The 14,260-nt window shown below is 71.9% G+C and carries 11 protein-coding genes; 4 read left to right on the top strand and 7 right to left on the bottom strand.

From position 1 onward, the window contains the following. The first annotated feature begins 162 nt into the window (after window positions 1–162). The 3 genes from ettA to EJ357_RS16125 are packed head-to-tail and all read left to right on the top strand — an operon-like array spanning window position 163 to window position 2,927. Entirely contained in the window at window positions 163–1,827 is a 1,665-nt protein-coding gene (gene ettA / locus EJ357_RS16135) for an energy-dependent translational throttle protein EttA (protein ID WP_126392291.1), read from the top strand. 6 nt (window positions 1,828–1,833) lie between these two features. Next, entirely contained in the window at window positions 1,834–2,247 is a 414-nt protein-coding gene (locus tag EJ357_RS16130; RefSeq protein ID WP_126392290.1) for an acyl-CoA thioesterase, read from the top strand. Next, window positions 2,244–2,927, top strand: coding sequence for a hypothetical protein (locus EJ357_RS16125; RefSeq protein WP_126392289.1), 684 nt, complete (start codon window positions 2,244–2,246; stop codon window positions 2,925–2,927). The genes EJ357_RS16130 and EJ357_RS16125 overlap by 4 nt, the downstream gene beginning before the upstream one ends. A 38-nt stretch (window positions 2,928–2,965) precedes the next feature. Here EJ357_RS16125 and EJ357_RS16120 read toward each other — a convergent pair whose 3' ends face one another. Next, a complete protein-coding gene (locus EJ357_RS16120) occupies window positions 2,966–3,379 on the bottom strand; it encodes a globin (protein ID WP_126392288.1) in 414 nt (137 codons plus the stop codon). A gap of 165 nt (window positions 3,380–3,544) precedes the next feature. Here EJ357_RS16120 and EJ357_RS16115 point away from each other — a divergent pair, with 165 nt between their 5' ends. After that, the gene (locus EJ357_RS16115) at window positions 3,545–4,540 is read left to right on the top strand and encodes a methyltransferase domain-containing protein (protein ID WP_126392287.1); all 996 of its coding nucleotides are present in this window, start codon (window positions 3,545–3,547) and stop codon (window positions 4,538–4,540) included. Window positions 4,541–4,606: 66 nt separating this feature from the next. On the opposite strand, the gene EJ357_RS16110 is transcribed toward EJ357_RS16115, so the two are convergent. The 6 genes from EJ357_RS16110 to EJ357_RS16085 all read right to left on the bottom strand — a co-directional run bounded on the left by EJ357_RS16110 (window position 4,607) and on the right by EJ357_RS16085 (window position 14,260). Beyond that, window positions 4,607–6,169, bottom strand: coding sequence for an FHA domain-containing protein (locus EJ357_RS16110; protein ID WP_126392286.1), 1,563 nt, complete (start codon window positions 6,167–6,169; stop codon window positions 4,607–4,609). A gap of 104 nt (window positions 6,170–6,273) precedes the next feature. Next, complete coding sequence (locus EJ357_RS16105; protein WP_126392285.1) at window positions 6,274–7,620, bottom strand: vWA domain-containing protein; 1,347 nt, start codon at window positions 7,618–7,620, stop codon at window positions 6,274–6,276. A 98-nt stretch (window positions 7,621–7,718) separates the two neighbouring features. Beyond that, complete coding sequence (locus EJ357_RS16100) at window positions 7,719–9,194, bottom strand: PP2C family serine/threonine-protein phosphatase (RefSeq protein WP_126392284.1); 1,476 nt, start codon at window positions 9,192–9,194, stop codon at window positions 7,719–7,721. A gap of 3 nt (window positions 9,195–9,197) precedes the next feature. Beyond that, on the bottom strand, window positions 9,198–11,744 hold the full coding sequence (locus EJ357_RS16095) for a serine/threonine-protein kinase (RefSeq protein WP_126392283.1): 2,547 nt from the start codon (window positions 11,742–11,744) through the stop codon (window positions 9,198–9,200). Window positions 11,745–11,766: 22 nt separating this feature from the next. Next, window positions 11,767–13,098 carry a coiled-coil domain-containing protein gene (locus EJ357_RS16090; RefSeq protein WP_126392282.1) on the bottom strand — a complete coding sequence of 444 codons (1,332 nt, stop codon included), beginning with the start codon at window positions 13,096–13,098 and terminating at the stop codon, window positions 11,767–11,769. An 85-nt stretch (window positions 13,099–13,183) separates the two neighbouring features. Next, window positions 13,184–14,260 (bottom strand): glutamate ABC transporter substrate-binding protein, encoded by a 1,077-nt coding sequence (locus EJ357_RS16085; protein WP_126392281.1) that lies wholly within the window; start codon window positions 14,258–14,260, stop codon window positions 13,184–13,186.

Raw genomic sequence — 14,260 nt, 5'->3', positions numbered from 1 at the left:
CCGACCGACGATGACCGACGTTGACAGCCGAGTCATAGCCGCCAACAGTGAAACCCCAGGTCAGAGGCCTCGGACCATACGCGTTTCCCCCCAGGGGTAGCCGTCGGGCAAGATGGGGTGTATCTGCCCACTGCCAGATTTCAAGCTGCCGGACGGTTTCTCTTGGCTGAGTTCATTTACACCATGCGCAAGGCGCGCAAGGCGCACGGCGACAAGGTGATCCTCGACGACGTCACCCTGAACTTCCTCCCCGGAGCGAAGATCGGCGTCGTCGGCCCGAACGGTGCCGGTAAGTCGACCGTTCTGAAGATCATGGCGGGGCTTGAGCAGCCGTCGAACGGTGACGCCTTCCTGTCGCCCGGTTACAGCGTCGGCATCCTGATGCAGGAGCCCAAGCTGAACGACGACAAGACCGTCCTGGAGAACGTCCAGGAGGGTGTCGCCGAGATCAAGGGCAAGCTCGACCGGTTCAACGAGATCGCCGAGTTGATGGCGACCGACTACTCCGACGCGCTGCTCGACGAGATGGGCAAGCTCCAGGAGGATCTCGACCACTCCAACGCCTGGGACCTCGACGCCCAGCTCGAGCAGGCCATGGACGCGCTCGGGTGCCCGCCCGGCGACTGGCCCGTCGTCAACCTCTCCGGTGGTGAGAAGCGCCGCGTCGCGCTCTGCAAGCTGCTCCTCGAGGCGCCCGACCTGCTGCTCCTCGACGAGCCCACCAACCACCTCGACGCCGAGTCCGTGAACTGGCTGGAGCAGCACCTCGCCAAGTACGCGGGCACCGTGGTCGCCATCACCCACGACCGGTACTTCCTCGACAACGTGGCCGAGTGGATTCTCGAGCTCGACCGCGGGCGCGCGTACCCGTACGAGGGCAACTACTCCACGTACCTGGAGACCAAGCAGACCCGTCTCAAGGTCGAGGGCCAGAAGGACGCCAAGCGCGCCAAGCGGCTCAAGGAAGAGCTCGAGTGGGTCCGCTCCAACGCCAAGGGGCGGCAGGCCAAGTCCAAGGCCCGTCTCGCGCGGTACGAGGAGATGGCCGCCGAGGCCGAGAAGATGCGGAAGCTGGACTTCGAGGAGATCCAGATCCCGCCGGGCCCGCGGCTCGGCAGCATCGTCGTCGAGGTCAACAACCTCAACAAGGCCTTCGGCGAGAAGGTCCTCATCGACGACCTGAGCTTCACTCTGCCGCGTAACGGCATCGTCGGTGTCATCGGCCCCAACGGCGCCGGCAAGACGACCCTGTTCAAGATGATCCAGGGTCTGGAGACGCCCGACTCCGGTTCGATCAAGGTCGGCGACACCGTCAAGATCTCGTACGTCGACCAGAGCCGCGAGAACATCGACCCGAAGAAGACGCTGTGGGCCGTGGTCAGCGACGAGCTCGACTACATCAACGTCGGTCAGGTCGAGATGCCGAGCCGTGCGTATGTCTCGGCCTTCGGCTTCAAGGGTCCCGACCAGCAGAAGCCGGCCGGTGTGCTCTCCGGCGGTGAGCGCAACCGTCTCAACCTGGCGCTCACCCTCAAGCAGGGCGGCAACCTGCTGCTCCTCGACGAGCCGACCAACGACCTCGATGTCGAGACCCTGAGCTCCCTGGAGAACGCGCTCCTCGAGTTCCCGGGCTGCGCCGTGGTCGTCTCCCACGACCGGTGGTTCCTGGACCGGGTCGCCACGCACATCCTCGCCTACGAGGGTGACTCCAAGTGGTTCTGGTTCGAGGGCAACTTCGAGTCGTACGAGAAGAACAAGATCGAGCGGCTGGGGCCGGACGCGGCGCGTCCGCACCGTGCCACCTACAAGAAGCTGACCCGGGGCTGATCGATCTTGCGGCACATCTACCGCTGCCCGCTGCGCTGGGCGGACATGGACGCGTACGGCCACGTCAACAACGTGGTGTTCCTCCGCTACCTGGAGGAAGCCCGTATCGACTTCCTGTTCCGCCCGGAGAAGGACTTCAAGCAGGGGTCCGTGGTGGCCCGCCATGAGATCGACTACAAGCGGCAGCTCGTCCACCGGCACCACCCGGTGGACATCGAGCTGTGGGTGACCGAGATCAGGGCGGCGTCCTTCACCATCGCCTATGAGGTGAAGGACGACGACCTCGTCTACGTCCGGGCGTCGACGGTGATAGTGCCGTTCGACTTCGAGGCGCAGCGCCCGCGCAGGCTCACCGGCGAGGAGCGGGAGTTCCTCGCGGGATACAGGGATGACGACGAGGAGGAGGCCGTCGCCGCATGACGGTGCTCCACCTCGCCGACGAGGGGGAGGCGGCGGATCTCGCGGCCTTCCTCTCCCGGCTGCTCCACTACGACCGCGGAGCCGCGGTGCGTCTGCAGGCGGCCGGTACCGCGCTCGCCGTCTTCGGGCGGCCGCCGTCCTTCGAGGTGCTGGCGATCCGCGCGGTACGGCTGGCGAAGCCGTACGAGAACGGGCTCGACGTCACGCTGGACGTGACCGTGTCCGCGGGCGAGCTGCTGGAGTCCGTCGACGAGGCGGCGGGCACGGCCGTCGTCCCCGCCGCGGTCACCGGGCCGCCGTGGGCCGGGGTGCTCCCGCCGCGCGGTGGCTGGCGGCGCGAGGCCGGGCTGCCGGCGCCGGGCGAGCTGGGGAAGCTGGTCGGGGCGGCGGTGGCCGAGTTCCGGTCCCGTACGCAGGAGCTGGCGCCGGAGCGGCGTACCCGGGCCGAGCTCGACCGGATCGGACGGGAGATCTGGTCCCGGACGGTCGGGGAGACGCCCCTTCCGGTACGGGCCGTGCACGCGGCCCAGTCGCTGGGCTTCCTGCGGCCCCGAGGGGCGGCGGGGCAGAGCGAGCTGGGGCTGCTGTCCTCCGGGGCGTGGCTGCGGCTGCGGACGCCGTACGGGTCGATCGCGGTACGCAGGGCGGGGCTCGGGGCGCTGGACGTCAGCGTTCGCTGACCCCGCCGTGACGGGGGCGTGAGCGGGATCGGCCGGGCTCAGCCCGCGGTGTTCACCATCGACGCCGCCGCGTACGTCAGGTAGCTCCACAGCGTCCGCTCGTGCTCCTCGGAGAGGCCGAGCTCGTCGACGGCGACCCGCATGTGCTTCAGCCAGGCGTCGTGGGCCGCGCGGTCCACGGTGAACGGGGCGTGGCGCATGCGCAGGCGGGGGTGGCCGCGGTTCTCGCTGTACGTCGTCGGACCGCCCCAGTACTGGATCAGGAACAGGACAAGGCGCTCCTCGGCCGGGCCCAGGTCCTCCTCGGGGTACATGGGCCGCAGGAGCGGGTCCTCGGCGACACCCTCGTAGAAACGGTGGACCAGGCGGCGGAAGGTCTCCTCCCCGCCGACCTGCTCGTAGAAGGTCTGCTCCTGAAGCGTGCCGCGCCGAATTTCATTCACATGGCCCATGGTCTCAGACGCGGAGACGGAGGACCGGAGGCTTAGGACCAGTCGCCCCCGGTGACGCGTTGCGGACGGTCCCGAGTGACGCGCTGCGGACGGTCCCGAGTGACGCGTTCCGGATCGTCCGGCAGGGCGCTCGCCTCGCACCGCCTGCCGCAGGACAGTGGACGTATGAGCGCGCAGGATCTCGACAGGGACGCCGAGGGACTCGCGGCCCTCGCCGCCTCGGCGCGGGCCGAGCTGGTGCGTGCGATCGACGCGAGCGGGGCGTGGGCCGAGGACCCCGTGTGGCGGGAGGCCTTCGCGGCCGTTCCGCGGCATCTGTTCGTGCCGTACTACTACGTCGGCGTCTCCGGCGGCTACGAGCGGCGCTGGGGCCAGAGCCCCGACCCGGGCGCGCGCGAGCGCTGGGTGCGCGGGGCGTACGCCGACACGCCGCTGGCCACCCGGCTGCGCGACGGCGAGCTGGTCTCCTCCAGCAGCCAGCCGTCCCTGATGGCGATGATGCTGGTCGCGCTGGAGGTGGCGGACGGCGACCGGGTCCTGGAGATCGGCGCGGGCACCGGCTACAACGCCGCCCTGCTCGCCCACCGGCTCGGCGACGACGACCTCGTCACCACCGTCGACCTGGAGCCGGAGATCACCGAGTCGGCACGCCGGCACCTGGCGGCCGCCGGCTACCACCCCGTCGTCGTCACCGGCGACGGCGCGCGCGGCGTGCCCGAACGCGCCCCCTTCGACCGGATCATCGCGACCTGCACCCTGCTGTCGATCCCGCGCGCCTGGCTCGCCCAGTGCCGCCCGGGCGCCCGCATTCTGACCCCGTTCGCCACCGGCCTGGTCGCCCTGACCGTGCGGGACGCCGAGCACGCCGAAGGGCGTTTCCTGCACACGCCTGCCTACTTCGTGCCGCTGCGCGGCGGGGTGCGGTCCGAGCCCGGGTCCGTCCACCTGGGCGGGCTGCCGCGCCGGGCCCGCGACCACGAGCTGTTCCGCTTCCTGCTGGCGCTGACCCGCGGCAGCCTCGACCCGCAGGAGGCGTACGCGCTGTGGGAGCGGGAGGGCCAGCCGCAGCGGGAGCGGTACGGGATCACGCTGAGCGGCGAACACGAGTGGGCGTGGCTGGACGACCCCGAGGGGCCGTACGCGTGGGCGCTGCCCGGCTGAGACGCCGGGAGGGGGCGGTCGTACGGCACTTTCTCGCCGTACGACCGCCCCCTCCCGGTCCGAGGCCTAGCCGCGCCGGATCGTGATCGTCGTCCACGCCCCGACGTGCACCCGGTCGCCGTCCTGCAGCGTGACCGGCACGAACGGCTGGATCGGCTCCTCGGAGCCGTTCACGGTCGTGCCGTTCGTCGAGTTCTGGTCGACGACCGCCCAGCTGCCGTCCGGCTGCTGGACCAGGACCGCGTGCTGGTGCGAGACGCCCGGGTCCTCCGGCGGCACCGACAGGTCGATGTCGGGGGACTCGCCGGTGGAGTGGCGGCGGCGGCCGATGGTGACCTGGTTGCCGGTGAGCGTGCGCTGCTGCTCGGGGGAGTACGCGGGCAGGTTGAGACCCGCGGCCTCGGGGCCGGAGCGCTGCATCATCGCCATGAAGTAGTCGCGGTCCGGGCCGATGGTGGCCGTCCAGGTCGCCGGGCCGGCGGGCTGCTGCGGGTAGCCGGGACCGGGCGGCGGCGGAGCCTGGGTCGCGCCGGGCGGCGGGTAGCCGTAGCCGCCCTGAGCGGGGCCGCCGGGACCCGACGACGGCGGGGAGATCACCCAGTCGTCGTTGCCGCCGCCGAAGGACGGGCCGCCCTGCGGCGGACGGTTGGGGTCCTGCCCGAACCCGGGCTGGGCCGGCGGGGCCGCGGGACCGGCCGGGCCGGACGGCTGGAACGCCTGCGGAGCACCGCCGGTCGCGCCGGGACCGCCGGGCGGGGTCGGGCCGGGCGGCGGCGGAACCGGCCGCGACGGGTCGCCGCCGAAGCCGGAGGGGGCGTTGAGGCCGGGGCCACCAGGGCCGGGAGCACCGGGGCCGCCAGGACCACCGAAACCACCGGGGCCACCCGGGCCAGGGGGGCCACCGGGGTTGGTGTTGCCGGGACCGCCGGGGCCAGGACCACCGGGTCCAGGAACGAAGCCGCCGAAGCCGCCGGGGCCGCCGGGGCCGCCAGGGCCACCGGGACCGCCGAAGCCCGCACCAGGACCACCCGGGCCCCCCGGACCAGGACCACCCGGACCGCCGGGACCGAAGCCCCCGGGACCACCGGGACCACCCGGACCCTGCGGTTCCGCGCCGAACGGCGGGATCGGTTCCGCCGGGCGGTTCACCTGGGACGGGCGCGAGCCCTGGTACTCGTACGAGTCACCGCCGCCGAACGACGGAGGCGGCCCCGACGACGGCGGGGGCCCCGACTGCTGCTGGAAGTGGGAGGGCAGGCCCGGGCCGCCGGGCGCACCGGGGTGCGGGGCGGCGGGGGTGTACGACGTCGCCGTGTTGGTCAGGAAGTTCCACCGGCACTCCTCGCAGAACGGCGCACCGCCCTCACGCGGCGTACGGCACTGCGGGCAGAGCTCCGGCTCCGGTACGGCGGACAGGTGCGGACGGCCGCCCGGCTGACCCATGTTCGGGCCACCGGACGGGCCACCGGGACCGGGGCCACCAGGGCCACCGGGCGGCGGGAAGCCGTAGCCACCCCCCGGCGGGGGCGGAGGCGGAGGGGGCGGAGGTACGGCACCGGCCATGCGGTGACCGCAGACCTCGCACCAGTCGTCGGAACCCGACTGGTGTCCGTTCGGGCAGGTCGGCATGTCGGCGCTTCCCCCTCTCCTTTTCCGGCCGTCGTCGACCGGATTTCTCCAACCCCAAGGGGTCAGGCTCGATGCTTTTAGGGTCCTGCTGGGTCGCTGCTAGGTCACTTCTTTACACGAACAGTCTTTGTCGACCGTGTCTCGAGAGTCATCTCGTCGGCCTCCGCGACCTTCGCCTTCAGTCGCACAGTACCCGTCGCGGCGTCGACCACGTCCACCACCTTCGCAAGGAGTTTCGCGGTATCCGCATTTCCGGAAGCGCTGGCGAGCTGAACCGCGCGACCCAGTTTGGCCGTTGCTCCATCGATATCGCCTGCTTTGCGAAGATCGAGCCCTTGTTGGATGGCTTGCGCGAGTTCGGCCTGGCCGGTGTAGTGGGCGACCTGGGGGTTGATCGACGTCGAGGCGGCCATGTCGTCGGTCCACACGGCCCGTACGAGACCCTGGGCGCCCAAGTTCTGTGCGCTGCCGTCGGGTTGCGGGACGACCAGGGAGACCCGGGCCGCGAGCATCTCCCGGCCGAGTTCCGCGGCGGGCACTTCGACGCAAACGTGGTAGTCACGGGACTCGTCGCCCCAGGAGCCGGTGGGGTAGTCCCCGGCCCGCGGGCCGGCCTCCGTGCGCCGGTCGGTCAACTCCTCGACCGTCGGTGCCACTTGCTTGACGAACTTGATGGTCGTGCCCACCGGCGTCCACACCCGCAGGGCGACGTCCGCGACCTCCTTGCCCATCGCCGTCTCCATCATCCGCGTGAAGTCGGCGGCCAGACCGGCCGGGTCCGCGACGATGTCGGCGCTGCCGAGCAGGGCGGAGGCGATCCCTGTGACTTCTTTCACTTCCCAGTCGGTGCCCACGCCACGGGCGTCACAGGTGAACCGTCCGGCACAGGCGTCGAGGGCGGCCTTGAGGTCCTGCGGTGACTCGTGCTCGTTGCGGCCGTCGGTCAGCAGGATGCCGTGCCGGATGGCGACTTCCTCCGAGGACAGCAGGCGGTCGGCGAGCCGCAGCCAGGTGCCGATGGCCGTGCCGCCGCCCGCGCTGAGCCTGCGCAGCGCCTGCTTGGCCTGGTCGCGGGTGGTGGCGTCGGCGACCGCGAGACGGCCACCCCCCGGATACACCTCCTTGGCGACGTGCGTGCCGCCGATCACCGCGAAGTGGACGCCGTCGCGCAGGGTGTCGATCGCGGCGGACGTGGCGTCGCGGGCGTTGCGCATCTTGGTCGGCGGGTAGTCCATCGAGCCCGAGCAGTCGACCATGATCGCCACGCCCGCGGACGGACCCTGTCCCGGCGCGTAGAGGTGGGGCGCCGCGACCGCGCTTCCGACCGTGCCGCCGCCGGTCGCGGTCACCGTGACGATCGCGTTGACGTCGCGACCGCCCTCCGGCAGGTACTCGTTCTGGTACACGTCCACCGAGAACTGCGGCACGTTCGACTTCGAGAAATTGGCCATGCGTTCTCAAATCCCCCTAAAGAACCCCATGGTGATGCCATGGATGTCGACGGACCGGTCCCCTCCGGTCCGCTGAGACCTCGCTCCGCGGTGCGGCCTCAGGCCGATCCTGCCCCCATCGGCGGTGCGGGGAACGGCACGACGGCCACTGTTACGTTGTCGTGGCCCCCGCCGTCGAGCGCGTGACCGACCAGGACCCGGGCGCTGTGCAGGGGACGCGCGATGGCGTCGAGGGGCAGCGCGTCGGCCATGTCCTCGGCCGCCTCCGCGTAGTTCCACAGCCCGTCCGTGCACACCACCACTACACCCGGCCGGTCCGGCTTGAAGGAAGCGGTGTGCGGCTCCAGTTCGTACGCGTCCGCGCCGAGCCAGCCCGTGATGGCGTGGGCGCGCTCGTCGGCGTACGCCTCGGCCTCGTTCATCAGGCCCGCGGCGACCATCTGCGCGGCCCAGGAGTCGTCCTCGGTGAGCCGGGCCGGGGGAGTGCTGCGGTCCGCCGGGACCCAGTAGGCGCGGCTGTCGCCGACCCAGCCGACGATCAGCAGCTCGGGCGTCACCACGGAGCCGACGATCGTGCAGGCGGGGGCGTTCTGGTGCGGGGCGTGCTCACGGGCCGTGGCCGGTTCTCCGGCCAGCGCGTTGACCGCGTTCGCGGCGGCGACGATCGCGTCGTGCATGGCCTGCTGCGGGTGTGTGCCGCGCGGCAGGGCGGCCAGCAGGGACTCGCTCGCGGCCCGGGAGGCGGCCATCGAGGCGTCGTCGGGGCGGGTCGCCGAGGACACGCCGTCGCAGACGATCGCCAGGACCGCGGGCCGGCCGTCGGGCAGCGCGGTGCAGTCGACGGCGAACGCGTCCTCGTTGCGGTGGTGGCGCAGGCCGCGGTCGCTGACGGCGGCGACCGGGCCGACGTCCTGCTCCATGTGGTCGCGTTCGCGTGGCTGGGCGTGCCCGCAGTTCTCGCAGTACCCGTCGTGGTCGACGCGGCCCGCGCGGCAGGCCACGCACACCTTGGTGCCCTCGCGCGGGGTCGGCAGGTCGGGGGCGATACGCGGGTCGGGCGCCTGCAACGGGTACTCCTCGGGCTCCGCCGGACGGTCGAACCGCACGCCGGAGGCCGGGGAGGCGGGCGAGCCCGTCGGGGCGGGCGGATCGGCGGGTGAACCGGCAGGCTGCGGGTGGGGGCCGTCCGGTGCGCCCGGGGCGCCGGGTGCCGGGAAGCCGAAGCCGGCTGCCGTGTCGGGGCCGGGCATCGCCGGGGACACGGGCGGCGGTGACTGCGGGGGCGGGGGTGTGCCCGGGGGCAGGTCGTGGCCGCCGGAGTGCGTGCCCTGAAGGTTCGCCGGCAGATGAGTGGCCGCCGGCGTGGCGGTGCCGTCCGGTGTGGCGGCGGGCCAGACCGGACCGGGCGCGCCTGCCGGGGGCGACACCGAGCCGTTCATGGCGATGGTCGGGTTGTCGTCCGGCCGTACGGGCACGGCGGACAGGTCGTATCCGCACGCACCGCAGAAACGGTCACCCGACTCGAGCGGCCATTCGCAGCTCGGGCAGGCGGACAACTGGGGCATCTGCGACATCAACTACACCCACGTCCGGGGGCGGTAACGGTTGGCACGTTCCACCAGGTCGATCCTCTCCTCGCCGCCCCGCGCGAGCCGGGCCAGCGTGCGGTACGAACGCTCCAGGCCGAAACGCAGTCCCCGCTCGTCCAGGCCGCTGCCGAGCAGCGTCCGTCCTCCGGCGGCAGGTGGGGCGGAACCCTGGCCACCGGAGAGTATCCAGTCCAGCGCGCAACCGAGGACTTCCGCCGACAACTGCTCCCGGCGCGCCGGATCCAGACCGTAACTGTCCAGCGCCTCGACCTGACCCGCGGCGGCGGTCAGGTCCTCCAGGAACGGTACGTCGGCGGCGGTCGCCGTGCGTTGACGCAGCCGCGCGCGGACGGCCGCCACGCGTGCGGCCGTGTAGTGAATGGAGCTCTCCGGAATCGACTCCAGGGTCGTCACGGCGCCGCGGCGGTCGCCGCTCGCCAGCTGGACGCGGGCCAGGCCGAAGGCGGCGCTCACATAGCTCGGGTCGGTCGACCACACCAGCCGGTAGTACTCGGCGGCGTTGTCCAACTGGCCCAGTACCTCCGCACACATGCCGAGGGCCAGCTTGGGGGAGGGCTCGCCCGGGAAGGCGTCGTAGATCGCGTCGAAGGCGAGCGCGGCGCCCTCGTGGTCGCCGGTGACGAGCGCGGCCACACCGCGGTACCAGACGACCCGCCAGTCGTCGGGCCGCTCGTCCTCCAGCTTCAGCAGGGCCTCGTGCGCGGCGCCGGTGTCGCCGTTCTCCAGCCAGGCGCGCACCTGCCGCAGCCGTGTCTCGGGCGACGGCGCCGACGCGGCGGCGAGGGCACCGAGCAGCTCGGCCGGGGCGGTGGTCATCAGGCCCGCGAGGAAACCGGCGTTGGGATCGGCGGGGTCGACATGCGGGACGGGAAGGGCGAGGGCGGTGGCGGAGGTGTTGACGCCCTTGACGAGGCCGGCGGCGGGAGCGGGCGGGTCGGCCGGGGGAAGGGCGGGGGTCTTGCCGTTGGCCCTGTTGGCTCCGCTGGTCCCGTTGGCCCTGGCGGGAGCCACCCGCGCCCCCAGTCGCGAGACCTCTCCGTCCAGCTTCGGGAACAGCTCCGTGTCCGTGACCCGTACCTCCGGCCCGAACAGTGTCGACAGCGACGGCCGCGCCCGTCCCGTCTGCAGTGACACGACCTCGCGCAGTACGCCCGTCAGCTGCTCCGCCATCTCCTGGGCGGAGGCGAAGCGGCGGGCCGGGTCGGGGTCGGTGGCGCGGACCAGGAGGCGGTAGAAGGACTCGTACTGGCGGAAGACCTCGATGTTGTCGGGGTCCGGCAGGGAGTCGACGTAGACGTTCGTGTAGCCCTGGAAGTCGAAGGTCAGGACGGCGAGCGTGCGGGCGACCGTGTAGAGGTCGGACGCGACCGACGGGCCGACCTCCGCGACCTCCGGTGCCTGGTAGCCCACCGTGCCGTAGATGGCCGACTCGTCGTCGTCCATCCTGCGCACCGCGCCCATGTCGATCAGCTTGAGCTGGTCCTCGGTCTGGATGGCGTTGTCGACCTTGAAGTCGCAGTACAGGAGGTTGCGGCTGTGCAGGTGGCCGAGGGCCTCCAGCGCCTCGATGCCGTACGCGCACGCCTGCTCGACGGGGAGCGGGTCACGCTTGCCGCCGGGAGTGCGGCGGCCGTTGGCGATCTCCTTGAGCGACTTGCCGCCCACGTACTCCATGACGATGTAGCCGTCGAGGGAGCCGGTGCGCTGGTCGAGGTGCTCGACGAAGTTGTAGATCCGCACGATGTTGGCGTGCTCGATCTCCGCGAGGAAGCGCCGCTCGGAGATCGCCGCCGCCATCGCGTCCTGGTCGCCGGTGTCGAGCAGGCCCTTGAGCACCACCCAGCGGTCGGACACCGCGCGGTCCACGGCGAGGTAGATCCAGCCCAGCCCGCCGTGCGCGAGGCAGCCCACGACCTCGTACTGGCCGTGCACGATGTCCCCGGACTTCAGCTTCGGGACGAAGGAGTACGGGTGCCCGCACTTCGTGCAGAAGCCCTCCGTACGGCCCGGGCGCTCGCCGCGGGCCCGGCCGACCGGCGCACCGCAGTCCGAACGCGAGCAGAACCGCTTGCGCTCGGGCACCTCCGGGTTCTCCAGCACCATCGCGCGCGGGTCGGGACGCGGGACGTCCGGGACCTGGACCAGGCCGGCGCCGAGCCTGCCGCGGCCGCTGGTGCCGGCGCCCGAGCCGGAGCTGCGCACCGACACCGAGCGGCCCGTGGAACGGCCCGACAGCGCGCGCGACAGCCGTCCCGACACCGAGCGCCGGGACTTCGACGACTGGGACGACGTACGGGAGCTGCCGCGGCTGGTGGAGCGGGAGCTGCCGCTGCCCGCCGAGCCGCGCGAGCCCTTGCCGCCGCCCGTCACCCCGGTGGGCGGCGAACCGACCGTGCCGGTCGCCGAGACGACCGGTGCGAGGCCGCACGTGTCGCAGTACAGCTCACCGCCGCCCACGTCCTCGTACGCCCCGTCGCAGTCCGGCCGCTGGCAGGTCTGCTGTGCCTGACTCATGACGACGACTCCCCCCTGTGCCTCATGATCCCGGCCCCCTCCGGTCCTCGGGCGCCCGCGGACCCGGCACGCGTGGGCCGCCGAGCAGTTCGGCTGCCGCCTGCTGGTAGCGCAGGACGGCCTGTTCGGCGACGCGCAGGTCGCAGGGGGCGCTCCACAGCATGCGGCGGGCCGCGTCGTAGCGCTCGATGAGGAACGGGTCCTCCGCGAGGCCGTGCCGGGCGACCTTCGCCTTGTACGCGTCGAGGCGGCCGCGCAGTTCGGCGCGGACCGCCAGGGGCGCGGTGACCGCGGTCAGCGACTCGCGGGCGCGCAGCAGTTCGTCCTCCGCCTTCTGCTCCAGGGACTCCAGGAGCGGGGACAGGCGGTGCCACTGGGCCTGTCTGCGGTACTCGGCGGCCGTCGCCAGCTGCTCCTGCAGCACCGTCGGCGGGCCGCTGACGACGGGCACCTCCGTGGCGGCGATCTTCGCCAGCACCTCACCGCGCGCGGTGCGGGCCTCGGCGAGCGTACGGTCCGCGCGGGACAGCACGTCGCGCAGTTTGACCAGACGCTGCTCGGCATCCTGACGGACCGTCAGTACAGCGTCGATCTCACGCCGTACGTCCTCCAGAGCGCGCGCCTCGCGGTCGTAGACCGTGGTGTCCGGCCTGCCGCCGCCGGGCGCCGAACTCCCCTGCGTGGGCAGCCAGTACGCGAGCGGGTCGGAGACCACCTCCGCGCGCAGGTGGGTGAGCGTGCGCGTGATGCGCTCCAGGTCGTCGCCCGCCGGGTGCTCGCCGGGACGTACACCGACGGAGTGCGCGAGCCGGCGGGTGCGCTGGAGCTCGGCGGCCAGTAAATCGATGCGGGCGGGCAGCGCCGACCAGACCGCGTCGGCGGCGACGACCATGTCCAGCGAGGTCGCGTACAGCTCGTTCATCCGGTCCACCAGGGTGACCAGCGTGAACTGTTCGCTGAGCTTGCCCGAACCGCCGTGCAGCGTCGGGGCGTTGGCGGTCGCCGACGCCGAGCCCGCGACGGTCACCGACTCTCCGCGCAGCAGCTCCGTCAGCTCCACCAGGTCGTCGCGGCTGGACCAGCGACGGCGGGCGCGGATGTCGCGGGCGGAGCGCAACGCGTCCGTGTACGCGTCGAAGTACGCCCACAGCAGCGTGATCGACGCCTCCGCGGTCGTCCAGCGCTCCTTGGTGACGCCCGTGAGCTCGGCTCCTTCGAGAAGTCTGCGGCCCGCGTGGTCCTGCAGGGCGAGGAGCGAGGTCTCGATCGCCTCGTGCTCCGCGCCGAGCCGCGCCAGCGCACGGTCCACCTCGTCCCGGTCCATCACCGGCCCGGCGGGGTCCGTGACGCCCATCGATCACCTCTCGCTGCGTTGTGGTCCGTCGTGTTCTGTCGTGCGCTGTCGTGATTCTGTCGCAGTGTCCGCCAGTTGACGCCGGTCACTTGTACCGGGCTTCGGGAGGAGTCGCCGACGCCGACTTCTTGTCGCCCTGATCCATCGTCGGGTGCAGCCACTTCTCGTACGACGCCTTCCAGCCGCCGTCGTCGATGTAGTTCTCCAGGGTCCGGTTGACCTGGCGTACCAGATCGTCGGAGCCCAGTTTCATCGCCACGCCGTAGTACTCGTCGGTGAACAGGCCGCCCTTCAGCTCGACCGTGGGGTCCTGCGCGGCCTGACTCGCGGCGAGCGCACCGTCGGTCACGACCGCGTCGACCTCGCCGAGCTGCAACTTCACCAGGCAGTCGAGCTGGTTGGGGACGGTGGTCCGGATGTCGGTGGTGTCCGGGAGGTCGCCGGACTTCCTTCCCTCTTCCAGGTTGTCGTACGCGGTGGAGCCCTGCGCCGAGCAGACCTTCTTCTCGGCCAGGGTCTTGTCGAACCCGGTGATCGTCGAGGTCTTGGGCGCCAGGACCTGCTGGCCGGTCACGAAGTAGGGCGCGGAGAACGCGACTTGCTCGATGCGGTCGCAGTTGATCGTCATGGTGCGCACCACCATGTCGACCTCGCCCTTCTGGATCGCCTCGACACGGCGGCTGGTCGGGATGGCCTTGAACTGCACGGCGTCCCGGTCGCCCAGGATGTCCTCGGCGATCCGGTGGACCAGGTCGATGTCGAACCCCTCCAGCTCACCGGCGGGGTTGTTCGGGTCCAGGTAGCCCCAGCGGTAGCTGTTGGTGTCGACGCCGACGATCAGGCGCCGGTCCTTGCGGGCCTTGATGGCGTCCAGCGTCGGCGCCTTGCCCTCGCCGCCGGACGGCGACAGGCTCTGGTCCTGCGGGTTCTCGCAGTCGTCGGCCTTCACCCGGCTGCCATGGGCGACGCCCTGAGCCCCGGTGGCCGTACCGGCGTCGTATCCCTGCGGCTGGCTCAGCGGCAGCAGCAGCACGAAGGTCACCGCCAGGGCGCAAAGGAGCGCCATCGCGCCCACGCCGCCCCAGCCCCGCAGGCCGGTGCGCAGACGCTGCCACGGGCCGGGTGCGACCCGGAGACGGTCCGAGCCGTCGCCTGTGTTCAT

The organism is Streptomyces cyaneochromogenes, from assembly GCF_003963535.1.
Lineage (GTDB): Bacteria > Actinomycetota > Actinomycetes > Streptomycetales > Streptomycetaceae > Streptomyces > Streptomyces shaanxiensis.
The sequence above is the reverse complement of the archived record's forward strand: the minus strand, read 5'-3'. Positions and strand labels throughout refer to the sequence as shown.

Bases quoted from the DNA above. Each gene is read 5' to 3' on its own strand.
- EJ357_RS16100 (WP_126392284.1), bottom strand. From the start codon at position 9,194: ATGTCGCAGATGCCCCAGTTGTCCGCCTGCCCGAGCTGCGAATGGCCG.
- EJ357_RS16115 (WP_126392287.1), top strand. From the start codon at position 3,545: ATGAGCGCGCAGGATCTCGACAGGGACGCCGAGGGACTCGCGGCCCTC.
- EJ357_RS16120 (WP_126392288.1), bottom strand. From the start codon at position 3,379: ATGGGCCATGTGAATGAAATTCGGCGCGGCACGCTTCAGGAGCAGACC.
- EJ357_RS16105 (WP_126392285.1), bottom strand. From the start codon at position 7,620: ATGGCCAATTTCTCGAAGTCGAACGTGCCGCAGTTCTCGGTGGACGTG.
- EJ357_RS16110 (WP_126392286.1), bottom strand. From the start codon at position 6,169: ATGCCGACCTGCCCGAACGGACACCAGTCGGGTTCCGACGACTGGTGC.
- EJ357_RS16085 (WP_126392281.1), bottom strand. From the start codon at position 14,260: ATGAACACAGGCGACGGCTCGGACCGTCTCCGGGTCGCACCCGGCCCG.
- EJ357_RS16090 (WP_126392282.1), bottom strand. From the start codon at position 13,098: ATGGGCGTCACGGACCCCGCCGGGCCGGTGATGGACCGGGACGAGGTG.
- EJ357_RS16125 (WP_126392289.1), top strand. From the start codon at position 2,244: ATGACGGTGCTCCACCTCGCCGACGAGGGGGAGGCGGCGGATCTCGCG.
- EJ357_RS16095 (WP_126392283.1), bottom strand. From the start codon at position 11,744: ATGAGTCAGGCACAGCAGACCTGCCAGCGGCCGGACTGCGACGGGGCG.